The following is a 22,253-nucleotide window of genomic DNA, read 5'->3' on the forward strand; positions in this document are numbered from 1 at the left end:
GACCGACGGGAAGAGAGATCGTGACCTCACGCCGATCCGACCTGGGGGAGCAGCCGCCCCTCCCTCCGGAGGCGACCGGCCGCTCCGACGTCGTCATCCTCACCGGGATGTCCGGCGCCGGGCGCACGACGGCGGGGGACGTCCTGGAGGACCGCGGCTGGTACGTCGTGGACAACCTGCCGCCCTCGATGATGGTCCACCTCATGGACGCCACGGCCGACGACCCGCAGCGCCAGCGGGTCGCGGTGGTCGTCGACGTCCGCAGCCGCGACTTCACCAGCGAGCTCTCGGTGGCGCTGGAGACCCTGGGCGAGCGCGGGTGGCGCCCCCGGGTCGTCTTCGTCGACTCCTCCGACGAGACCCTGGTGCGCCGCTTCGAGGCGGTCCGTCGGCCCCACCCCCTGCAGGGGGAGGGACTGCTCCTGGACGGCATCCGCCGGGAGCGGCGGATGCTCGGCGACCTGCGCTCGGACGCCGACCTCGTCCTGGACACCTCGAGCTACAACGTGCACGAGCTGTCCGCCAAGATCGACGCGCTGCTCAACGTCGACGCCGACGTGCGACTGCGTCTCGCGGTCATGGCCTTCGGCTTCAAGTACGGCATACCGCTGGACGCCGACGTGGTCCTCGACCTGCGCTTCCTGCCCAACCCCTACTGGGTGCCCGAGCTGCGGCCGCACACCGGCAAGGAGGCCGCCGTGCGCGACTTCGTGCTCGGGAGCGACCTGGCGCAGAGCTTCGTCGAGCACGCGGCCCAGATGCTGCGGACGGCCATGCAGGGCTACCTCGCCGAGGGACGGCGCTACGTCACCGTCGCGGTCGGCTGCACCGGCGGCAAGCACCGGTCCGTGGCGACGGCAGAGGAGCTCGCGCGGCGGCTGGCCCACCTGGAGGAGTCCGGCGTCCAGCTGTCGACCTTCCACCGGGACCTGGGGCGCGAGTGAGCGGCCCGCGCGTCGTGGCCCTGGGGGGCGGCCACGGCCTGGCGGCGTCCCTGCGGGCGCTGCGCCACCTCACCGAGGCCATCACCGCCGTCGTGACGGTCGCCGACGACGGCGGGTCGAGCGGGCGGCTCCGGCAGGAGTTCGACATCCTGCCCCCCGGGGACCTGCGGATGGCGTTGGCGGCCCTCTGCGAGGACACGACGTGGGGGCACCAGTGGTCGGCGGTCCTGCAGCACCGCTTCGGAGGGGAGGGGGAGCTGTCCGGGCACGCGCTCGGCAACCTGCTCATCATGGCGCTGTGGGAGCTCCGGCCCGAGGAGCAGGTCCGGGGGCTGGACCTCGTCGGGCGGCTGCTCAACACGCGCGGCCGGGTCCTGCCGATGGCCCTGGAGCCGTTGGACATCGAGGCGGTCATCGAGGCGGAGACGCCGGCGGGCACCGTGGCCCGGAGCACGGTCCGGGGCCAGTCGACGGTGGCCCGCCAGCCGGGTGTGGTGCGCTCGGTGCGGCTCATCCCGGAGGCGCCGCAGGCCTGCCCGCAGGCTCTCGAGTCCATCAAGCTCGCCGACCTGGTGGTGCTCGGGCCGGGGTCGTGGTTCACCTCGGTGATGCCGCACCTGCTCGTGCCCGAGCTGCGACAAGCGCTCTGCGACACCCCCGCACGACGGATCCTCACCCTCAACGTGAGCCTCAGCGACGACGAGGCCAACGGCTACAGCCTCGCCGAGCACGTCGTGGCGATCGCCGCCCACGCCCCGGAGCTGACCTTCGACCACGTGATCGCCGACCCCCAGGTGGTGCGGTCGTCCGCGGAGCGGACGGCCCTGGACGCCGCGGTCGAGCGGGTCGGTGCCAGCCTCGTGCTGACGTCGGTCGGCAACCCCGGCCGCCCGGGTGTCCACGACACCCTGCGGCTCGCCGCGGCCTACCGCGACGTGATCTCGGAGCAGGGTCTGTGAGCGCCGCACCGCCCCCAGCAGATAGCCTGCCGGGGTTGTCCGGGAGCACCGACCCGGCGCCCGCGACCGGCCGAGCGAGGAGGATGAGTGCTGTGGCGATGACCGCGAAGGTCAAGGACGAGCTCAGCCGGCTGCCCGTCACCAAGACCTGCTGCCGCAAGGCGGAGGTGTCGACCATGCTCCGCTTCGCCGGGGGGCTGCACATCGTCGGGGGACGCATCGTCATCGAGGCGGAGCTGGACACCGCGCAGAGCGCCCGCCGGCTGCGGACCTTCATGGCCGAGGTCTACGGCTCCAGCAGCGAGCTGGTCGTCATGAGCCCCGGTGGGCTGCGCAAGCAGACGAGGTATGTCGTGCGCGCCACCTCCGACGGCGAGGCGCTGGCCCGGCAGACCGGGCTCATCGACCATCGCGGACGCCCGGTGCGCGGGCTGCCGCCCCGGGTGGTGGGCGCGGCCGCGTGCGACGCCGAGGCCGCCTGGCGGGGTGCCTTCATCGCCCACGGCTCCATCACCGAGCCCGGGCGGTCCTCGGCGCTGGAGGTCACCTGCCCCGGGCCCGAGGCCGCGCTGGCGCTGGTCGGTGCGGCACGGCGCCTGCGGGTCCAGGCCAAGGCGCGCGAGGTGCGGGGGGTGGACCGCGTCGTCATCCGCGACGGGGACGCCATCGGCGCCATGCTGACCCGCTTGGGGGCCCACGACGCGGTCCTCGCGTGGGAGGAGCGCCGGATGCGGCGCGAGGTCCGGGCGACCGCCAACCGGCTCGCCAACTTCGACGACGCCAACCTGCGGCGGTCGGCACGGGCGGCCGTCGCGGCCGGGGCCCGGGTCGAGCGGGCGATGGAGATCCTGGGGGACGGTGTCCCCGACCACCTCCGGGTGGCCGGTGAGCTCCGCCTGGAGCACAAGCAGGCCAGCCTGGAGGAGCTCGGTCAGCTGGCGGACCCGCCGATGACCAAGGACGCGGTGGCCGGGCGCATCCGCCGGTTGCTCGCGCTGGCCGACAAGCGGGCCGAGGAGCTCGGGGTGGACGGCACCGAGGCCAACATCACGCCGGACATGCTGGAGGACTGACGCCGGGCCCGGCCGATGTGGTGCGCCACGGTCGGGGCCGATAGGTTGGGAGGTGGACGACGGCGTCTGACCGACGAGCGGCACGCCACCATCTGCCGCCGACCAACCAACGAAGAAGGGTGTCCTCCATGACCGTCCGCGTAGGAATCAACGGCTTCGGTCGCATCGGCCGCAACTTCATGCGGGCCGTGCTGGCCTCGGGGGCCGACATCGAGATCGTCGCTGTCAACGACCTCACCGACAACGCGACCCTGGCCCACCTGCTCAAGTACGACTCCATCCTGGGCCGCCTGGACGGTGAGGTCACCAGCACCGAGGACGAGATCAGCGTCGACGGCAAGGCGTTCAAGGCGTTCGCCGAGAAGGACCCGACCGCGCTGCCCTGGGGCGACCTGGGAGCGGACGTCGTGGTCGAGTCGACCGGCATCTTCACCGACGCGACCAAGGCGAAGGCGCACCTCGACGCCGGGGCGAAGAAGGTCATCATCTCCGCCCCGGCCAAGAACGAGGACATCACGGTCGTCATGGGCGTCAACGAGAAGGACTACGACCCGGCCGCCCACACGATCATCTCGAACGCGTCCTGCACGACGAACTGCCTGGCCCCGATGGCCAAGGTCCTCAACGACGAGTTCGGCATCGTCAAGGGTCTGATGACCACCATCCACGCCTACACCGCCGACCAGAACCTCCAGGACGGCCCGCACAGCGACCTGCGCCGCGCCCGCGCCGCAGCGCTCAACATCGTGCCGACCAAGACCGGCGCCGCCCAGGCCGTCGCCCTCGTGCTCCCCGAGCTCAAGGGCAAGTTCGACGGCTACGCGCTGCGCGTCCCCACCCCGACCGGGTCGGCCACCGACCTCACCTTCCAGGCCTCCCGGGAGGTCACCGTGGAGGAGGTCAACGCCGCCGTGAAGAAGGCCGCCGAGGGTGAGCTCAAGGGCATCCTCACCTACACCGAGGACCCGATCGTGTCGAAGGACATCGAGACCGACCCGGCGTCCTGCATCTTCGACTCCGGTCTCACCAAGGTCATCGGTGACCAGGTCAAGGTGGTCGGCTGGTACGACAACGAGTGGGGCTACTCCAACCGCCTCGTCGACCTCGTCGCACTGGTGGGCAGCTCGCTCTGATGCGGACCATCGAGCAGCTCAGCGAGGAGCTCGGAGGCCTGCGCGGCAGGACGGTGCTGGTCCGCAGCGACCTCAACGTCCCCCTGGACGGGTCGACCATCACCGACGACGGCCGGGTGCGGGCCTCGGTCCCGACGATCAACCGGCTGCGCGAGCAGGGCGCCCGGGTCGTGGTGTGCGCCCACCTGGGTCGCCCAAAGGGCTCGCCCGACCCGCAGTACTCCCTCGCCCCGGTGGCCGCTCGGCTGCGCGAGCTGGTGGACGGCGACGGGGAGGGGAGCGTGTCCTTCGTCGAGGAGACGGTGGGCGAGCGAGCCGCGACCGCGGTGGCCGGGCTCGGGGACGGCGACGTCCTCGTCCTCGAGAACCTGCGCTTCCACCCGGGCGAGACCGCGAAGAGCGACGAGGACCGGGCCGACTTCGCCCGGCAGCTCGCCGACCTGGCGGACGCCTTCGTCTCGGACGGGTTCGGTGTGGTCCATCGCGCCCAGGCGTCGGTCTACGACGTCGCGCGCCTGCTCCCGCACGCCGCCGGGGGCCTGGTCCGGTCCGAGGTCGAGGTCATGCGCGCCCTCCGGGAGGACCCGCAGCGTCCGTACGCCGTCGTCCTCGGCGGGGCCAAGGTGAGCGACAAGCTGGGCGTCATCGAGTCGCTGATCTCGGTCGCCGACCGGCTGCTCATCGGCGGTGGGATGGTCTTCACCTTCCTCAAGGCCCAGGGCCACGAGGTCGGCACGAGCCTGCTGGAGGAGGACCAGGTGGACACGGTGAAGGGCTACCTCGACACGGCGGCCGAGCGAGGGGTGGAGATCGTCCTGCCCGCCGACGTCGTCGTGGCCGACGACTTCTCCGCCGACGCGGCCCACGACGTGGTGCCGGCGGACTCGATGCCCGCCGACCGCATGGGCCTCGACATCGGGCCGGAGGCGCAGCGCCACTTCGCCGAGCGTCTCGCGGACGCGCGCACCATCTTCTGGAACGGCCCCATGGGGGCCTTCGAGATGGAGCCCTTCGCCGCGGGCACCCGCGCGGTGGCGGCAGCGCTCGTGGAGCGCACCCGGGCCGGGGCCATGACGGTCGTGGGCGGGGGTGACTCCGCCGCCGCCGTCCGTGAGTTCGGCCACGCCGACGACGACTTCACCCACATCTCGACCGGGGGCGGGGCCAGCCTGGAGTATCTCGAGGGCAAGGACCTGCCCGGACTATCGGTGCTGGAGGACTGATGAGCGACGCACGAGCCACCACCCGCACGCCGTTGATGGCGGGCAACTGGAAGATGAACCTCGACCACCTGCAGGCCACCCATCTCGTGCAGAAGCTGGACTGGACCCTGCGCGACGCCCGGCACGACCCCGCCGACGTCGAGGTCGTGGTGCTCCCGCCGTTCACCGACCTGCGCTCCGTGCAGACCCTCGTCCAGGGTGACCAGCTGTTCCTGCGGTACGGCGGGCAGGACCTGAGCCCGCATGACGAGGGCGCCTACACCGGCGACATCTCCGGTGCCTTCCTCGCCAAGCTCGGCTGCACCTACGTGGCTGTGGGGCACAGCGAGCGGCGCGAGGGTCACCAGGAGTCCGACGAGCTCGTCGGCGCCAAGGTGCGGGCCGCCCTGCGGCACGACCTGGTGCCGATCCTGTGCGTCGGGGAGCCGTTGGAGGTCCGCCGGTCCGGTGACCACGTCGAGCACGTGGTCACCCAGCTGCGGGCCGCCCTCGACGGTCTGGACGCCGGGCAGGTCTCGCGCGTCGTCGTCGCCTACGAGCCGGTATGGGCGATCGGCACCGGTGAGGTGGCCACCCCCGACGACGCCCAGGAGGTGTGCGCGGCGATCCGGGCCGCCGTCGCGGAGCTGGCCGACGACGCCACGGCAGCAGCCGTGCGGGTGCTCTACGGCGGGTCGGTCAAGCCGGGCAACGTCGCCGAGCTCATGCAGCGCCCGGACGTCGACGGAGCGCTCGTGGGTGGTGCCTCGCTCTCGGTGGAGGACTTCGCCTCGATCTGCCGCTACCGCGCCCACGCGGGCTCCGCCGGCTGACGCGCGGCGGTTCGTCCTGCCGACGGCTCGTCGGTTAGGCTGTCCGGGGCTCCGGGCCTTCGCGCCCCGGAGTCCCGGACCGCTGCCCCTCTCGACGACAAGGTTGTGCCCACGTGGAGTTCGTCCGATGGTTCCTGGACGCCCTGCTGGTGATCACCAGCTGCTTCCTGGTGCTGCTCATCCTCATGCACAAGGGTCGCGGCGGGGGTATGTCGGACATGTTCGGCGGGGGCATGAGCAGCAGCCTCGGGGGCAGCTCGGTCGCCGAGCGCAACCTCAACCGGATCACCGTCGCCATGGCGCTCGTCTGGGTCGCGGTCATCGTCGGCCTCGGCGTGCTGGTGCGCTTCAGCTGACGATCGGCGTAGGGTGACCCTGACATAGCGTCCGGCGAAACGAGGCACCATGGTCAACACCAACGCCATCCGCGGCTCGCGGGTGGGTTCGGGTCCGATGGGGGAGAGCGAGCGGGGTGACACCGCACCTCGCGTGCGCATCAGCTACTGGTGCGCGCACGGGCACGAGACGCGCCCGAGCTTCGCCGACCACGGCGAGGTCGACATCCCGGACACGTGGGACTGCCCGCGGTGCGGGCTGCCCGCCGGCCGGGACCGGGGCACCCCGCCCGAGGCTCCGCGGACCGAGCCCTACAAGACCCACCTGGCCTACGTGAAGGAGCGCCGCAGCGACTCCGACGGGGCAGCCCTGCTGGACGAGGCCCTCACCAGGATGCGCGAGCGCGGCGTCGGCGGCGGCGCCCGGACCTAGCAGGCGCCGCCCGGCCGTCGCGCCTCGCTCAGCCGTCGCCTCCGGCGGTACCCTCCGTCTGCGCCAGCCCCTCCTGCACCGCGTCCTCGACCGCGTCCGTCCCGGGGGACTCCTCGGGCTCGTCGGCACGCTCCAGGGCGCGGCTGCCCACGGCCGCCCGCTCGGACCCCTCCACCGTGGCCGGGCCGGCCGGAGAGGTCCCGGCCCGTGCGGCCGCGGAACGGGTACCGCCCCGGCGGACCGCCGGGAGACCCGTGCAGAGGGCCCGGGAGTAGACCTCGTCGGCGTCCAGCCGACGCAGCTCGGCGGTGAGCGCCTCGAAGGTGGACGGGGAGTGCAGGGCGACCAGCCGGGGTTGGCTCCCCGGGACCGACAACGTCGCGGTGTCCTTGCCGTCGTCGGTGCGGACGAGGTCGATCGGCCCGGAGGCCCGGCTCAGTCGCACGCTCTGCAGCCCCGACCCCGCCGGGGTCCGCACCACCTCGACCGGGCAGCGCAGGGAGGCAGCCAGCCACCCGGCCAGCAGGTCGCAGCTCGGGTGGTGTGCCTCCGCGGCCACCGTGACGGATTGGACCGGCTCGAACGGCTCGCTCTCCAGCGCGGCGGCCAGCAGCGCCCGCCACCGCGTCACGCGGGTCCAGGCCAGGTCGGTGTCGCCGGGCCGGTAGTGCTTGCCCCGGCGGCGCAGCTGGGTGCCGGCCTCCACGTCGGGGGAGGCGGCCGCATCGGTGATGCGGCGGTGCGCCATCCGGCCCAGGGCCGATCCGGCGACGTCCGCCTCGACCCGGCCCGGCCACCACGCGACGACGGGGGAGTCGGGCAGCAGCAGCGGGGTCACCACCGAGCTGCCGTGGCGGGTCAGCTCGCCGTAGAGGCGCAGCACGACGATCTCCGAGGCGCCGGCGTCGCCGCCGACCCGGATCTGGGCGTCCAGCCGCCCGCGTCCGCGCGCGTTGGCGGAGACGACCACGAGGATGCGCGCCGGGTGCTGGCGGGTCGCGCGGGTGGCGACGTCCACCGCCTCGTCGGCGTGCTCCTCGTCGACCACGACGATGAGCGTCAGCACCCGGCCCATGGCCATCGCGCCGACGTCGTTGCGCAGCCGGACGAGGTTCTTGGCGACGTCGGCGGCGGTGCAGCTGGGAAGGTCGACGATCATGGCAGCCTCCACTCGCGTCCGTCACGCCGCATGAGGTCGTCGGCGTCGGCAGGCCCCCACGTCCCTGCGGCGTAGTCCTGGGGGGAGGTGCCCTGCCGGTGCCAGTGGTCGATGACCGGGTCGAGGATCCGCCAGGACTGCTCCACCTCGGCGTGCCGGGGGAAGAGCGGCGGCTCGCCCAGCAGCACGTCCAGGATGAGGCGCTCGTAGGCCTCCGGGCTGGACTCGGTGAAGGAGGAGCCGTAGCCGAAGTCCATCGACACGTCCCGCACCTCCATCTGGCTCCCGGGCACCTTCGAGCCGAAGCGCATGGTCATGCCCTCGTCGGGCTGCACCCGGATGACGATCGCGTTGGCGCCGAGCTCCTCCGTCGCCGTGGAGCTGAAGGGCAGGTGCGGCGCCTTCCGGAAGACGACCGCGATCTCGGTCACCCGCTTGCCCAGGCGCTTGCCCGTGCGCAGGTAGAACGGCACACCGGCCCAGCGGCGCGTGCGCACGTCGACCTTCAGGGCGGCGTAGGTCTCGGTGTGGTGGCCCTCGTCGACCCCGTCCTCGTCGAGGTAGCCGGGCACCTTCTCGGTGCCCTGCCAGCCCTCGGCATACCGTCCTCGGGCGGTCGCCGCGTCGAGGTCGTCCGGGAGCCGGACCGCTGCGAGCACCTTCTCCTTCTCGGCCCGCACGGCGTCCGCGGTGAAGGACACCGGCTCCTCCATCGCCGTGAGGGCGAGCAGCTGGAGGAGGTGGTTCTGGATGACGTCCCGGGCCGCACCCACCTCGTCGTAGTAGCCCGCGCGGCCCCCGATGCCGATGTCCTCGGCCATGGTGATCTGCACGTGGTCGACGTAGTTGGCGTTCCAGACCGGCTCGAAGAGCTGGTTGGCGAAGCGCAGCGCCAGGATGTTCTGGACGGTCTCCTTGCCGAGGTAGTGGTCGATGCGGAAGACGGAGTCCGGGGGGAAGACCCCCTCGACGATCTCGTTGAGCTCCTGCGCGCTCTCCAGGTCGTGGCCGAACGGCTTCTCGATGACCACCCGGCGCCAGGTGCCGGGGCTCGGGTCGGACAGACCCGACTCCTGCAGCCGGGTGCACACCGCGGCGAACCACGAGGGAGGGATCGAGAGGTAGAACGCGTGGTTGCCGCCGGTACCGCGCTCCTCGTCGAGCGCGCGCACCGTGCGGGCGAGCAGCTCGAAGGCGTCGGGGTCGTCGAAGGCGCCGGGGACGAACCGGAAGCCCTCGGCCAGGGAGCGCCACACCTCCTCCCGGAACTCGGTGCGGGCGTGCCGACGCACCGAGTCGTGCACCACCTTGGCGAAGTCCTGGTCCGCCCAGTCCCGGCGGGCGAAGCCCACCAGGGAGAAACCGGGCGGGAGCAGACCCCGGTTGGCGAGGTCGTAGATGGCCGGCATGAGCTTCTTGCGGGCGAGGTCACCCGTCACGCCGAACATCACCATGCTGCAGGGCCCGGCGATGCGCGGCAGGCGCTTGTCGTCGGGGTCGCGCAGCGGGTTGGAGTCGGCGGTGACGGGGGCGGGTCCGGAGCTGCTCACCGCGCGAGCACGGCGCGCAGCTGGGCCAGTCCCCGGTCCTGGTCGGTGAGGTGCACCCGCAGGACAGGGCGCCCGTGGTCGGCGAGGACGCCCGCGTCCCCGGCCGCCTGGGCCGCGATGAACTCCCCGAAGGTGAAGTCCTTGCCCGGTACCGCCAGGTCCTGACCGGGCGCACCGGTCACCTGCAGGTAGACCCCCTGGGCCGGGCCGCCCTTGTGGTACTGCCCGGTGGAGTGCAGGAACCGGGGGCCCCAGCCGAAGGTGACGGGCCGTCCCGTCCGCCGCACCAGGTCGCCCTGCACCCCGGCGAGGCCGGCGTGCTCCACGCGGTCGAGGTAGACCATGAGGGACAGGTAACCGGTGTCGGGGTCCAGCTCACCCAGCAGGGCGTCGACCGCGCCCTCGAGCGTGCTGACGCCCTCAGGCCACCAAGCACCGCCGGCGGCGCGGATCTCCACGGCGTCGTCCACGAGGTCGGGCGAGCCGGCGCCGTCGGCGCCGTCCTCCATGATCTCCCGGGCCGCCTGCTTGGCGCTCTCGACGTCCGGCTGGTCGAAGGGGTTGATCCCCAGCAGCCGCCCGGCGACCGCGGTGGCGACCTCCCACAGCAGCAGCTGCGCCCCCAGCGACCCGGACACCGCGACCAGCGACCCGGCGCCCTCGACGTCGGCGGCCTCGTCGTCCCCGTCCTCGGGAGCCAGGACCACGACGGTGCAGTCGTCGGTCGAGGCCAGCCCGGCGGTCGGGGAGCCGTCCGCGGGGGCGACGACGGGGAGGACCCCCGTGCCCTGCTTGCCGGTGGACTCGGCGATGAGCTGCTCGGCCCAGTCGGCGAGCCCGGCGATGCCCGACCCGGCGTCGGTGAAGAGCAGCTTGTCGCGCAGTGGTCGGGTGCCGGCCAGGGCTGCTCCCAGCCGCAGACCGGGGTTGGCCTCGTCGTCCGCGCCGAGGAGGTCGGCGACCTCCTCGGCCTCGTCCAGGAGGGCCCCGATGTCGGCACCGGCCAATCCGGAGGGGACCAGACCGAAGGCGGTCAGCGCCGAGTAGCGGCCACCGACCTCGGGGTCGGCGTTGACCACGCGGTAGCCGTCGGCCCGCGACTGCTCGTCGAGCGGGCTGCCGGGGTCGGTCACGACCACGACGCGCTCGGTCGGGTCGATGCCGGCCTCGGTGAAGGCGTGCACGAACGCGCGACGCTGACTGTCGGTCTCCAGCGTCGACCCGGACTTGGAGGAGACCACGACGGCGCTCCCGGCGAGGTCCTCCTCGAGGGCCGACCGCACCATGTCGGGGTCCGAGCTGTCGAGCACGACCAGGTCGACGCCCGCGGTACCCGTGATGACCTCCGGCGCCAGGGAGGAGCCGCCCATGCCGCACAGCACGACGCGGCGCACCCCTCGCTCGCGCAGCTCCTCGCGCAGGGCCTCGACCTCGCCCACGAGCGGTCGGGAGCTGCGGTGCAGCCCGACCCAGGACAGCCGGACGGACGCCTCGGACTCGGCGTCGGGACCCCACAGCGTCGCGTCGCGGGCGAACAGCCGCGACGCCACCGCGTCCTGGACCAGGTCGGGCAGGTGGCGCTCGACCGCCTCGGCGGCGGCGCCCAGGGCCTGGACCGCCAGGGCGCTCACCGAGCCTCCTCGCCGTCCGTGCCGCTCCCGCCCTGCTCGGCCTTGTCCAGCTCCTCCTGCACCGTACCGAGCAGCTCGGACCAGGACTTCTCGAACTTGTCCACGCCCTCGACCTCGAGCTGCTCGACGACCTCGGCGTAGGACACGCCGAGGCGCTCGAGGTCGTCGAGCACCTGCTGCGCCTCCTCGTAGGTCCCGGTGATGGTGTCGCCGCGCAGCTCGGCGTGGTCGACGGTGGCCTCCAGCGTCTTGCCCGGCATGGTGTTGACGGTGTGCGGGGCGACGAGGCCGGTGACGTACATCGTGTCCTCGTAGTCGGGGTTCTTCACCCCGGTCGAGGCCCACAACGGGCGCTGCAGGTGGGCGCCGTCGTCGGCGAGGTTCTGCCAGCGCGGGGTGGCGAAGACCTCCTCGAAGGCCTGGTAGGCCAGGCGGGCGTTGGCCAGGCCGGCCCGCCCGCGCAGGGCGAGGGCCTCGTCGGTGCCGATCTCCTCGAGCCGGGAGTCGATCTCGCCGTCCACGCGGGAGACGAAGAAGCTCGCCACCGAGTGGATGGAGGACAGGTCGCGCCCCTGCTCGCGGGCCTGCTCCAGACCGGTGAGGTAGGCGTTCATCACCCCGCGGTAGCGGTCCAGCGAGAAGATGAGGGTGACGTTGACGCTGATGCCGCTGGCCAGGGTCTGGGTGATCGCCGACAGACCCTCGACGGTGGCGGGGATCTTGATGAACAGGTTGGGCCGGTCGATGGTCTCCCACAGCTGCTGGGCGATCTGCACGGTCCGGTCGTCGTCCTTGGCGGCCCCCGGGTCCACCTCGATGGACACCCGTCCGTCGACCCCGCCGGTGCTCTCGTAGACCGGCAGCAGCACGTCGCAGGCGTTGCGGACGTCCTCGGTGGTGAGCGCGAAGACCGCGTCGTCCACGTCCGCGCCGTCGGCGGCGAGGTCGCGCACCTGGTCGGAGTAGGCGTCGCCCTCGGCCAGGGCCGAGGCGAAGATGGTCGGGTTGGTGGTGACCCCCAGGACGCCGCGGTCCACGTAGGACTGCAGCTCCCCGGAGGAGATCATCGGACGGTTCAGGTCGTCCAGCCAGACGGACACCCCGGCGTCGGCCAGGTCGTGGAGGGTGGTGCGGGCGTGGTCAGTCATCTCGCTCCTCAGGTGGTGGTGGGAAGGCGGTAGGGGGCTCAGGCCCCGACGGTCTCGGTGCCGCCGTCGTCGGGGACCTCCACCCCGCCGGGCACCGGGTCACGCGTGGTGTCGGTGAGGGAGTCACGGGCGGCGGCCACCACGGCGTCGGTGGTGATGCCGAACTCGTCGAAGAGCCGCTGGTAGTCGGCCGAGGCACCGTAGTGCTCCAGGCTCACGAGCCGGCCGGCGTCGCCGACGACCTCGCGCCAGCCCTGAGCCACGGCCGCCTCGACGCTGACCCGGGCCCGCACCCGCGGGGGCAGCACCTGCTCGCGGTAGGCGCGGTCCTGCTGGGCGAACCACTCGCGGCAGGGCATGGACACGACGCGGGTCGCCACGCCGTCGGCCTCGAGGCGCTCCCGCGCCTGCACGGCGAGCTGCACCTCGGACCCGGTGGCCACGAGGATCACCTCGGGCTCGCCGGAGCCGGCCTCCTGGAGCACGTAGGCACCGCGCGCCGTCCCCTCGGCCGACTCCATGACGTCCCGGTCGAAGGTCGGCAGGTTCTGCCGGCTCAGGACCAGCGCCGCGGGGTGGTCCTGGATGCCGAGGACGGTGCGCCACGCCACCGCCGTCTCGTTGGCGTCCGCGGGACGGACGACGTCCAGCCCGGGGATGGCCCGCAGGGCGGCGAGGTGCTCCACCGGCTGGTGCGTCGGTCCGTCCTCGCCGAGTCCGATGCTGTCGTGGGTCCACACGTAGACCGGGTTGGCCTGCTGGATGGCGGCCAGGCGCAGCGACGGGCGCATGTAGTCCGAGAAGGTGAGGAAGGTGCCGCCGTAGGGCCGGGTGAGGCCCTCGAGGCAGATGCCGTTGAGGATCATCCCCATGGCGTTCTCGCGGATGCCGAAGTGCAGCGTCCGGCCGTACTCGTCACCGGGGAACATCTCCGTGGCCTTGCCGCTGGGCACGAAGGAGGGAACCCCGGACATCGTCGTGTTGTTGGAGCCGGCGAGGTCGGCCGAGCCTCCCCACAGCTCCGGCATCACGTCGGCGAGGGCGCTGAGGACCTCTCCGGACGCCTTCCTCGTCGCCATGCCCTTCTCGTCCGCCGGGAAGGAGGGGATGGCCTCGTCGAGGCCGTCGGGGAGCTCGCGGCGCTGCAGGCGGTCGAGCAGGGCGGCGTTCTGCGGGTGCGCCGTGCGCCACGCCTGGTAGCGCTCCTCCCACGCGGCGTGGGCCTGCGCCCCGCGCTCGCCCACCTGCCGGGCGTGCTCCAGCACCCCGTCCTCGACGGCGAAGGTGCGACGCGCGTCGAAGCCCAGCAGTTGCTTGGTCGCCGAGACCTCCTCGGCCCCCAGCGCGGACCCGTGGGCGGCGCCGGTGTCCCGCGCCTCAGGGGCCGGCCAGGCGATGATGGTGCGCAGCAGGACCAGGGTCGGGCGGTCCGTCCGGGCCCGCGCGGCCTGCAGTGCGGCATACAGCTCGTCGATGTTCTCGGTGTAGGGGGCCTGGTCGCGCCAGTCGACCACCTCGGTGGCCCACCCGTACGCCTCGTAGCGTCGGGCCACGTCCTCGCTGAACGAGATGTCGGTGTCGTCCTCGATGGAGATGAAGTTCTGGTCGTAGATGACCGTGAGGTTGGACAGCTCCTGGTGCCCGGCCAGCGAGCTCGCCTCGGAGGTGACGCCCTCCATGATGTCGCCGTCGGAGGCGATGACCCAGATCTGGTGGTCGAAGGGGGACTCCCCGGGGGCGGCGTCCGGGTCGAGCATCCCCCGCTGCCGGCGCTGCGCCATGGCCAGGCCCACGGCCGAGGCGAGCCCGGAGCCCAGCGGCCCGGTGGTCATCTCGACGCCGGTGGTGTGGTGCACCTCGGGGTGCCCGGGCGTGGCGGACCCCCACGTGCGCAGCTGCTGCAGGTCCTCCAGCTGCAGGCCGTACCCCGACAGGTAGAGCTGGATGTACTGGGTCAGGCAGGAGTGCCCGGCCGAGAGCACGAACCGGTCCCGACCCAGCCAGTGCGGGTCGGAGGGGTCGTGCACCATGACGTTCTGGTAGAGCAGGTAGGCCAGCGGCGCGAGGCTCATCGCGGTGCCGGGGTGCCCGCTGCCGCACTTCTCCACGGCATCGGCGGCGAGGACGCGGGCGGTGTCCACCGCACGCACGTCCGCATCGGTCCACCCGACCTGGGAGCAGACGGGTCGGGCCAGGGAGTCGTCCCGGCCGGCGGTGTAGTTCTCGGTGGAGGTGGTCACTGGTTCATCTCCTGACGGTGCGTGGGCACGTGGCGTCGGAGCGGCGCGATGACGCCCCGGTACACACCGACCTTAGTCCCTGTGCGTCGGCACGCGAGCCGGGTGGGCCACCGTCGATCCCGGGCCGCGAGGCGCTCGGGCGGGCGGCTACGATGGAGCACGCGTCGAGAGCCCCACCGGCTCCGCGCCCGACCTGCACCGCGACCCCCCGAAGGATGCCGTGACCACGCTCGACCCCCGTCCTGGCCGTCCCGGACGGACCCGGCCCGGGACCACGGGCAAGGACCGGGGTGGCCGGGGCTGGCGGCAGGTGGTCGGTGACTACGTCGCGCTGACCAAGCCGCGCATCATCGAGCTCCTGCTGGTCACGACCTTCCCGGTCATGTTCCTGGCCGAGCGGGGGGTCCCCCCCGTGTGGCTCATCGTGGCGACCCTCGTCGGGGGCACCCTCGCGGCCGCCTCCGCCAACGTCCTCAACTGCTTCCTCGACCGCGACATCGACGCCCGGATGCACCGGACCTCCACGCGCCCGCTGGTCACCGGGGCCGTCTCGCCGCGCGCGGCACTGGTCTTCGGCGGCGTCCTCGGGGTCGCCTCGGTCGGGTGGCTGGGTCTGGTCGTCAACGCGCTGTCGGCGGCGCTGGCCCTGGGGGCGATCCTGCTCTACGTCGTGTTCTACACGATCGTGCTCAAACGGCGCACCAGCCAGAACATCGTCTGGGGCGGTGTCGCCGGGTGCATGCCGGTGCTCATCGGCTGGTCCGCGGTGACCGGCAGCCTCTCGTGGGCAGCCCTCGTGCTCTTCCTCGTGGTCTTCTTCTGGACCCCGCCGCACTACTGGCCGCTGTCGATGCGCTTCAAGGAGGACTACGCCGCCGCCGGGGTGCCGATGCTGCCCGTGGTCGCCGAGGACATCGCCGTGGGCCGGCAGGTCGTGGTCTACGCCTGGGTCACCGTCCTCACCTCGCTGGTCCTCGTCCCCGTCGCCCCGATGGGGTGGATCTACACGGTGGTGGCCGTCGTCGCCGGCGCCGTCTTCGTCGTCGAGTCGCACCGGCTGCTCGCCCGTGCCCGGGCCGGCGTCACCGGGCCCCCGCTGGGCGCGATGCGGCTGTTCCACTTCTCCATCAGCTACCTCACCCTCCTCTTCCTCGCGGTGGCGGTCGACCCGCTGCTGCACCTCCCGCTGTCATGACGACCGCCCTCGACCGCAGGCCGGAGCCGGTGCCTCCCGCGTCGCCGCTCGGCCGTCTGCTGCCGCGCACGCCCGGCCGGTGGCTGCGCGTCATGGCGCTGGCCTCGCTGCTCGCCAACTCGTTGCTGGTCCTGACCGGAGGTCTGGTGCGCCTGACCGGCAGCGGTCTGGGGTGCCCGACGTGGCCCCGGTGCACGGACGCGTCGTGGACCAACACACCGGAGATGGGGGTCCACGGCGTCATCGAGTTCGGCAACCGGGTGCTCACCTTCCTGCTGGCCGCCATCGCGATCCTCACCTTCCTGGCCGTCTGGCGGCTGCGTCGCGAGCACCGCGACCTCTTCGTCCTCGCCCTCGTCATGGGAGTGGGCATCCCGCTGCAGGCGGTCCTCGGCGGGATCACCGTCCTCACCGGCCTCAACCCGTGGGTGGTCGGGGTCCACTTCCTGGTGTCGGGCGTGCTCATCGCCCTGGGGTCCCTGCTCGTCGTGCGGTCACGCCGGGCGAGCCTGCCGCGGGCGGCGCACGCGCAGCGCCCCGGCCAGGTGCGCACCGGTCGCCGGGCGATCCGGGCGCTCGGCGCCGTCATCGCGCTGAGCGCGGCCCTGGCGGTCTATCTCGGCACCCTCGTCACCGGCACCGGCCCCCACTCGGGCGACTCCGGCGAGGTGGCGCGGCACACCTTCGACGCCTACCTCGTCACCCGAGCCCACGTCGTCCCGGTCTACGTCCTGGTGCTGACCACCGGCGCGGCCGTGCTGGGGGCCTTCACCCTGGGCTGGCCGCGCGTCGTGCGCCGGATGCTCCTCGTGCTGGCGGCGGTGCTGCTGGCCCAGGCGGCGGTCGGCTACTACCAGTTCTTCACCGGGCTGCCGGTGGCTGCCGTGGCCCTGCACCTCGTCGGGGCGGCGACCCTCGTCTCGGTCACCGCGATGACGGTCCACGTCATGTATGCCGTCAGCGCCCCCGACCCGGACGCGGTCGCCGACGTCACGGCACCGGGCGGTGCGTCGGCGACGGAACGCGAGCGGCAGCGGTGAACGAGGGCGACCCCCGCCCGGACGCCGTGGAGCTGCTCGACCTGACCCGCAGCTTCGGGGCGAGGGCCGCGCTGCGGGGTCTGACCCTCTCGGCGCGCCACGGCGAGGTCACCTGCGTGCTGGGGCCCAACGGCGCGGGCAAGACGACCGCCGTGGAGATCGCCGTGGGCCTGCAGCGGCCGGACGGCGGGCAGGTGCGGGTCCTGGGCCGCCACCCCTACGGAGCGGGGGCGGCCCACCGGGACCGCGTGGGGGTCATGCTGCAGGACGGCGGGCTGCCGCAGGCGGTCACCCCGCGGGCGCTGCTGCCGCACCTGGCCCGGTTGTACTCCACGCCGGTCGACGTCGCCGAGCTGGCCGGCCGCCTCGGCATCCCCGCCTTCGAGCGCACGACGGTCCGCCGGCTCTCCGGGGGGCAGCGGCAGCGGGTCGCGCTGGCCGCGGCGCTCGTGGGGTCGCCGGAGGTGGTGTTCCTCGACGAGCCCACCGCCGGCCTGGACCCGCACGCACGGCGCGAGGTGCACGTGCTGCTGCGCGAGGTGGCCGCGGGCGGGACCGCCACGGTCGTCACCACCCACTCCTTCGAGGAGGCCGAGCGCCTGGCGGACCGTGTGGCCGTCGTGGTGGACGGCCGGGTGGCGGCGGCCGGCACCGTCCAGGAGGTGTGCTCGGGTGCCGGGGCCACGGGTCTCGAGGAGGCCTACTTCGCGCTGACCGACGGGGTGCCGCTGTGACCGCCGCGGGGACGACGCCTGCGCGGCAGGAGGCGCCGGCCGCGCGGCGCGTCCTGGCCCAGGCGAGGTTCGAGGCGCTCGGTCTCCTGCGCCACGGCGAGCAGCTGCTGGTCTCGGTGGTGCTCCCCGTGCTCGCGCTCGTGGGGCTGAGCCTCCTGAGCTCCCCGCAGCTGGCGGTCGGGCGGTGGTCCGACGCCGCTCGGATCGACGTCCTCGCGCCGGGCGTCCTCGCGCTCACCGTCCTCTCCACCGCCTTCACCGGCCAGGCCATCCTGCTCGGGTTCGAGCGTCGCTGGGGCGTGCTCCGCCTGCTGGGCACCACCCCGCTCGGCCGCGGGGGCCTGCTCCTCGCGAAGACGACGGCCGTCCTGGCGGTCCTGACGCTGCAGCTGCTGCTCCTCGGTGCCGTCGCCGGCGCCCTCGGCTGGCGCCCGGACGTGGCCGGCCTGCTCCCGGCGGTCGTGGCGGTCGTCCTGGGGGCGCTGGCGCTGGTGTCGCTCGCCGCGTGCCTGGGCGGCGCGCTGCGTGCCGAGGCCGTCCTCGCGCTGGCCAACCTCGTCTGGGTGCTGCTGGCCGGCCTCGGCGGGACCGTCCTCCCGGCGGCCGCGCTCCCGGGCGGGTCGGTGCTCTCCCTGCTGCCGACCGCGGCCCTCGGGGACGCCCTGCGCGACGCCTTCGTGCTGGGCGCCTGGAACGGCCGCGCGCTCCTGGTCCTGGCCGTCTGGGGGCTGCTGGCCGGGGTGCTCGCGCGCCGGCTCCTGCGCTGGTCGGACTGACCGGGAGCGCCGGTCCAGGGTGAGGGTGCCCTACCTTGGCACCCGCCGCGCGAATACGTCACACTGTCATGGTGAATATCACGCAGGTGCCTGACGCCATGGCGGAGGTGCACGACGAGTCCCGGACCCGGGACCGCGTGCGTCGCGCCGTGGGGGAGCGGGCGCCGGTGACCGCGAGCGCGCTGGCCAAGGAGCTGGGGCTGACCCCCGCCGCGGTGCGCCGCCACCTGGACGCGCTGGACGAGGCCGGGCTCATCGCCGAGCACGACGGCCCGCTGCCCGGTCGTCGGGGACGCGGCCGTCCCGCGCGTGCCTACGTCCTCACCTCGCTGGGGCAGGAGCAGTTCCGCACCAGCTACGACGGGGTGGCCAACGCCGCCCTGCACTACCTCGCCGACCGGGTCGGGGTCGCCGCGGTGGAGTCGTTCGCCGAGGCCCAGATCGACCAGCTCGAACAGCGCCTGCGGGCGTCCGTCGACCGCGCCGTCGCCGAGGCCGGCCGCGACGACCTGCAGACGCGCACCGCCGCCCTGGCCAAGGCGCTCTCCCACGAGGGGTATGCCGCCTCCGCGCGGCCGGTGGGGGAGGGGACCGGGCTCGCCGGCCTGCAGCTGTGCCAGGGCCACTGCCCCGTCCGCGAGGTGGCGACCGAGTTCCCGCAGTTCTGCGAGGCCGAGACCAAGGCCATCGCCCGCATCCTCGACGTGCACGTCCAGCGGCTGGCGACCCTGGCCGGGGGCGAGCACGTCTGCACGACCTTCGTACCGATCGGCGCTCTCGGGACCGCACCGCCGAGTGCGGAAGAAAGAGCGAGTGCCCCGCCGTTCGTCATACCGAGGACCCCTGACCGCACAGACCACATCGACCGCACCGCCGACGAGAGGACGTGACATGAGCACCAACATCGAGGAGCTCAACCCGGGCCTGAAGGACCTGGGCAAGTACGAGTACGGCTGGGCCGACCGGGACGAGGCCGGAGCCTCGGCGCGGCGTGGCCTGTCCGAGGCCGTCGTGCGCGACATCTCGGACCGCAAGGGCGAGCCCCAGTGGATGCTCGACCAGCGCCTCAAGGCGCTGCGACTGTTCGGGAAGAAGCCGATGCCCCACTGGGGCGCCGACCTCTCGGACATCGACTTCGACAACATCAAGTACTTCGTGAAGTCCACGGAGAAGCAGGCCACCAGCTGGGAGGACCTGCCCGAGGACATCCGCAACACCTACGACCGGCTCGGCATCCCCGAGGCCGAGAAGCAGCGGCTCGTCGCCGGCGTCGCCGCGCAGTACGAGTCCGAGGTCGTCTACCACCAGATCCGCGAGGACCTGGAGGAGAAGGGTGTCCTCTTCCTGGACACCGACACCGCCCTGCGCGAGCACGGCGACCTGTTCCGGGAGTACTTCGGGTCGGTCATCCCCTCGGGGGACAACAAGTTCTCCGCGCTCAACACCGCCGTCTGGTCCGGTGGCTCGTTCATCTACGTCCCCAAGGGTGTCCACGTGGACATCCCGCTGCAGGCCTACTTCCGGATCAACACCGAGAACATGGGCCAGTTCGAGCGGACCCTCATCATCGCCGACGAGGGCTCCTCGGTGCACTACGTCGAGGGCTGCACCGCCCCGATCTACAAGACCGACAGCCTGCACAGCGCGGTCGTCGAGATCGTGGTGAAGAAGAACGCCAAGGTGCGCTACACCACCATCCAGAACTGGTCGAACAACGTCTACAACCTCGTCACCAAGCGGGCGACCTGCGACGAGGGCGCGACCATGGAGTGGATCGACGGCAACATCGGCTCGAAGGTGACGATGAAGTACCCGGCCGTCTTCCTCCTCGGCGAGCACTCCAAGGGCGAGACCCTGTCCGTCGCCTTCGCCGGCGAGGGCCAGCACCAGGACGCCGGCTCCAAGATGGTGCACGCCGCCCCGCACACCTCCTCGACCATCGTGAGCAAGTCGGTGGCCCGTGGTGGCGGCCGGTCCTCCTACCGCGGCCTGGTCCAGATCAACGAGGGCGCCCACCACAGCAGGTCCTCGGTGGTCTGCGACGCGCTGCTGGTCGACCAGATCTCCCGGTCCGACACCTACCCCTACGTCGACGTCCGCGAGGACGACGTGCAGATGGGCCACGAGGCCACGGTGTCCAAGGTGTCCGAGGACCAGATGTTCTACCTCATGTCCCGAGGCATGTCCGAGACCGAGGCCATGGCCATGATCGTGCGCGGCTTCGTGGAGCCGATCGCCCGCGAGCTGCCCATGGAGTACGCCCTCGAGCTCAACCGCCTCATCGAGCTGCAGATGGAAGGAGCCGTCGGCTGATGTCGCTTCTTGTCGACGAGACGACCCAGGACCACCAGGACCCGCAGGCCCAGATCGGCGGGGACCACCGCATCCCCGACCAGTCCCGCGCGGCGCGCACCCGGTCCTTCGACGTGGACGCCTTCGGCGTCCCCACCGGTCGCGAGGAGGAGTGGAGGTTCACCCCGGTGGACCGGCTGGCCGGCCTCTTCGCCGACGCCGCCACCGACGACCGCGAGGGTGACGCCGCGGCCGAGTTCGATGTCCGCGCGTCCGACGAGGTGAGCGTCGCCACCCTGGCCCCGGGCCAGGCCCCCCGTGGCACCGTGCTCGTGCCCGAGGACCGCGGCGCGGCCGTCGCCTCGGCCAACACGGCGGAGGCGCTGCACCTCGCGATCGCCGCCGAGGCGCAGCTCGCCCAGCCGGTGCGGGTCGACGTCGCCGGCCGCGGGGCGGGGCGCCGCTCCAACGCCCACGTGGTGCTGGAGGCGGGCGCGCACAGCAAGGCGCTGGTCATCCTCGACCACACCGGTGCCGCGGACCACACGGGCAACCTCGAGGTGCTCGTGGGTGACGGGGCCGACGTCACCGTCGTGTCCCTGCAGCGCTGGGACGACGAGGCGCTGCACCTCGCCCAGCACGAGGCGCTCGTCGGCCGGGACGCGACCTACAAGCACATCGCGGTCTCCATCGGTGGCGGCATCGTGCGGATGAACTCCAACGTCCGGTATGCCGGTCCCGGCGGCGACGCCACCCTGCTCGGCGTCTACTTCGCCGACTCCGGCCAGCACCTGGAGCACCGGTCCTTCGTCGACCACAACGCCCCCCGGTGCACCTCGCTGGTGACCTACAAGGGTGCGCTGCAGGGCGACACCGCCCGGACCGTCTGGGTGGGCGACGTGCTCATCCGCGCCGAGGCCGAGGGCATCGACACCTACGAGCTCAACCGCAACCTGGTGCTCACCGACGGTGCCCGCGCCGACTCGGTCCCCAACCTGGAGATCGAGACCGGCGACATCGCCGGGGCCGGGCACGCGAGCTCGACCGGCCGGTTCGACGACGAGCAGCTCTTCTACCTCATGTCGCGCGGCATCACCGAGGACGAGGCCCGGCGCTTGGTCGTGCGAGGCTTCTTCGCCGACATCATCGCCAAGATCGGTGTCCCCGAGGTCGTGGAGACGCTCATGACGGCGATCGAGGAGGAGCTCTCGCTCACGATGGGCAGGACCCCCGCCGCATGAGCGAGCCCGTCCGCGTCTGCTCGGTCGACGAGCTGCCCTCCGAGGTGGGGGCGGTCGTCGCCGAGATCGAGGGCCGCCGCGTGGCCATCGCCCGGGACAGCGCGGGCGAGCTGCACGCCTTCGACGACACCTGCAGCCACGCCAACGTCAGCCTGGCCGAGGGAGAGATCGAGGGCCAGCACATCGAGTGCTGGCTGCACGGCTCGCAGTTCAACATGACCACCGGGGCCCCGGAGCAGCTGCCCGCGACCATCCCCATCGCCGTGCACGAGCTGCGGGTGGACGAGGACGGCAGCGTCCTGGTCACCCTGCGCACCACCACGGCCGGCGTCTGA

Annotated in this window: 21 protein-coding genes; 16 read left to right on the forward strand and 5 right to left on the reverse strand. The window is 72.8% G+C overall.

All coding sequences use genetic code 11. From position 1 onward, the window contains the following. Positions 1-20 precede the first annotated feature (20 nt). The 8 genes from rapZ to AVL62_RS07570 all read left to right on the forward strand — a co-directional run bounded on the left by rapZ (position 21) and on the right by AVL62_RS07570 (position 6,912). Positions 21-944 carry an RNase adapter RapZ gene (gene rapZ, locus AVL62_RS07535; RefSeq protein ID WP_083518789.1) on the forward strand — a complete coding sequence of 308 codons (924 nt, stop codon included), beginning with the start codon at positions 21-23 and terminating at the stop codon, positions 942-944. Then, positions 941-1,903 carry a gluconeogenesis factor YvcK family protein gene (locus AVL62_RS07540; RefSeq protein ID WP_058891031.1) on the forward strand — a complete coding sequence of 321 codons (963 nt, stop codon included), beginning with the start codon at positions 941-943 and terminating at the stop codon, positions 1,901-1,903. The genes rapZ and AVL62_RS07540 overlap by 4 nt, the downstream gene beginning before the upstream one ends. Before the next feature lie 92 nt (positions 1,904-1,995). Further along, positions 1,996-2,976 carry a DNA-binding protein WhiA gene (gene whiA / locus AVL62_RS07545; protein ID WP_058891032.1) on the forward strand — a complete coding sequence of 327 codons (981 nt, stop codon included), beginning with the start codon at positions 1,996-1,998 and terminating at the stop codon, positions 2,974-2,976. A gap of 128 nt (positions 2,977-3,104) precedes the next feature. Further along, positions 3,105-4,109: a type I glyceraldehyde-3-phosphate dehydrogenase gene (gene gap / locus AVL62_RS07550; RefSeq protein ID WP_058891033.1), complete on the forward strand. Its 1,005-nt coding sequence runs from the start codon at positions 3,105-3,107 to the stop codon at positions 4,107-4,109. Then, complete coding sequence (locus AVL62_RS07555; RefSeq protein WP_058891034.1) at positions 4,109-5,332, forward strand: phosphoglycerate kinase; 1,224 nt, start codon at positions 4,109-4,111, stop codon at positions 5,330-5,332. Before gap ends, AVL62_RS07555 begins: the two co-directional genes overlap by 1 nt. Beyond that, positions 5,332-6,144 carry a triose-phosphate isomerase gene (tpiA, locus tag AVL62_RS07560; protein ID WP_058891035.1) on the forward strand — a complete coding sequence of 271 codons (813 nt, stop codon included), beginning with the start codon at positions 5,332-5,334 and terminating at the stop codon, positions 6,142-6,144. Before AVL62_RS07555 ends, tpiA begins: the two co-directional genes overlap by 1 nt. A 113-nt stretch (positions 6,145-6,257) precedes the next feature. Then, entirely contained in the window at positions 6,258-6,500 is a 243-nt protein-coding gene (gene secG / locus AVL62_RS07565; protein ID WP_058891036.1) for a preprotein translocase subunit SecG, read from the forward strand. A gap of 49 nt (positions 6,501-6,549) precedes the next feature. After that, the gene (locus AVL62_RS07570) at positions 6,550-6,912 is read left to right on the forward strand and encodes an RNA polymerase-binding protein RbpA (RefSeq protein ID WP_058891037.1); all 363 of its coding nucleotides are present in this window, start codon (positions 6,550-6,552) and stop codon (positions 6,910-6,912) included. Positions 6,913-6,940: 28 nt separating this feature from the next. On the opposite strand, the gene AVL62_RS07575 is transcribed toward AVL62_RS07570, so the two are convergent. Genes AVL62_RS07575 through tkt form a run of 5 tightly spaced genes read right to left on the reverse strand, consistent with a single transcriptional unit; the run spans position 6,941 to position 14,640 of the window. Continuing rightward, entirely contained in the window at positions 6,941-8,071 is a 1,131-nt protein-coding gene (locus tag AVL62_RS07575) for a glucose-6-phosphate dehydrogenase assembly protein OpcA (protein WP_058891038.1), read from the reverse strand. Further along, positions 8,068-9,621, reverse strand: a complete 1,554-nt coding sequence (gene zwf / locus AVL62_RS07580; protein WP_058891039.1) for a glucose-6-phosphate dehydrogenase — start codon at positions 9,619-9,621, stop codon at positions 8,068-8,070. The genes AVL62_RS07575 and zwf overlap by 4 nt, the downstream gene beginning before the upstream one ends. Then, the gene (locus AVL62_RS07585; RefSeq protein WP_058891040.1) at positions 9,618-11,252 is read right to left on the reverse strand and encodes a glucose-6-phosphate isomerase; all 1,635 of its coding nucleotides are present in this window, start codon (positions 11,250-11,252) and stop codon (positions 9,618-9,620) included. Before AVL62_RS07585 ends, zwf begins: the two co-directional genes overlap by 4 nt. Next, complete coding sequence (gene tal, locus AVL62_RS07590; RefSeq protein WP_058891041.1) at positions 11,249-12,400, reverse strand: transaldolase; 1,152 nt, start codon at positions 12,398-12,400, stop codon at positions 11,249-11,251. The genes AVL62_RS07585 and tal overlap by 4 nt, the downstream gene beginning before the upstream one ends. A 38-nt stretch (positions 12,401-12,438) precedes the next feature. Continuing rightward, positions 12,439-14,640, reverse strand: a complete 2,202-nt coding sequence (gene tkt / locus AVL62_RS07595) for a transketolase (protein WP_058891042.1) — start codon at positions 14,638-14,640, stop codon at positions 12,439-12,441. 220 nt (positions 14,641-14,860) lie between these two features. Here tkt and AVL62_RS07600 point away from each other — a divergent pair, with 220 nt between their 5' ends. From AVL62_RS07600 to AVL62_RS07635, 8 genes are all read left to right on the forward strand, one after another. Then, positions 14,861-15,835 carry a heme o synthase gene (locus tag AVL62_RS07600; protein WP_083518790.1) on the forward strand — a complete coding sequence of 325 codons (975 nt, stop codon included), beginning with the start codon at positions 14,861-14,863 and terminating at the stop codon, positions 15,833-15,835. After that, on the forward strand, positions 15,832-16,875 hold the full coding sequence (locus AVL62_RS07605; RefSeq protein WP_083518791.1) for a COX15/CtaA family protein: 1,044 nt from the start codon (positions 15,832-15,834) through the stop codon (positions 16,873-16,875). Before AVL62_RS07600 ends, AVL62_RS07605 begins: the two co-directional genes overlap by 4 nt. After that, positions 16,872-17,609 carry an ABC transporter ATP-binding protein gene (locus AVL62_RS07610; protein ID WP_058891043.1) on the forward strand — a complete coding sequence of 246 codons (738 nt, stop codon included), beginning with the start codon at positions 16,872-16,874 and terminating at the stop codon, positions 17,607-17,609. Before AVL62_RS07605 ends, AVL62_RS07610 begins: the two co-directional genes overlap by 4 nt. Then, on the forward strand, positions 17,606-18,385 hold the full coding sequence (locus tag AVL62_RS07615) for an ABC transporter permease (protein ID WP_058891044.1): 780 nt from the start codon (positions 17,606-17,608) through the stop codon (positions 18,383-18,385). The genes AVL62_RS07610 and AVL62_RS07615 overlap by 4 nt, the downstream gene beginning before the upstream one ends. A gap of 68 nt (positions 18,386-18,453) precedes the next feature. After that, positions 18,454-19,275, forward strand: a complete 822-nt coding sequence (locus tag AVL62_RS07620; RefSeq protein ID WP_235585590.1) for a helix-turn-helix transcriptional regulator — start codon at positions 18,454-18,456, stop codon at positions 19,273-19,275. A 1-nt stretch (position 19,276) separates the two neighbouring features. Then, positions 19,277-20,698: a Fe-S cluster assembly protein SufB gene (gene sufB, locus AVL62_RS07625; RefSeq protein WP_058891046.1), complete on the forward strand. Its 1,422-nt coding sequence runs from the start codon at positions 19,277-19,279 to the stop codon at positions 20,696-20,698. Continuing rightward, positions 20,698-21,918, forward strand: coding sequence for a Fe-S cluster assembly protein SufD (gene sufD, locus AVL62_RS07630; protein WP_058891047.1), 1,221 nt, complete (start codon positions 20,698-20,700; stop codon positions 21,916-21,918). Before sufB ends, sufD begins: the two co-directional genes overlap by 1 nt. Then, the gene (locus AVL62_RS07635) at positions 21,915-22,253 is read left to right on the forward strand and encodes a non-heme iron oxygenase ferredoxin subunit (RefSeq protein WP_058891048.1); all 339 of its coding nucleotides are present in this window, start codon (positions 21,915-21,917) and stop codon (positions 22,251-22,253) included. Before sufD ends, AVL62_RS07635 begins: the two co-directional genes overlap by 4 nt.

Source organism: Serinicoccus chungangensis, from assembly GCF_001483745.1.
GTDB classification, from domain to species: domain Bacteria; phylum Actinomycetota; class Actinomycetes; order Actinomycetales; family Dermatophilaceae; genus Ornithinicoccus; species Ornithinicoccus chungangensis_A.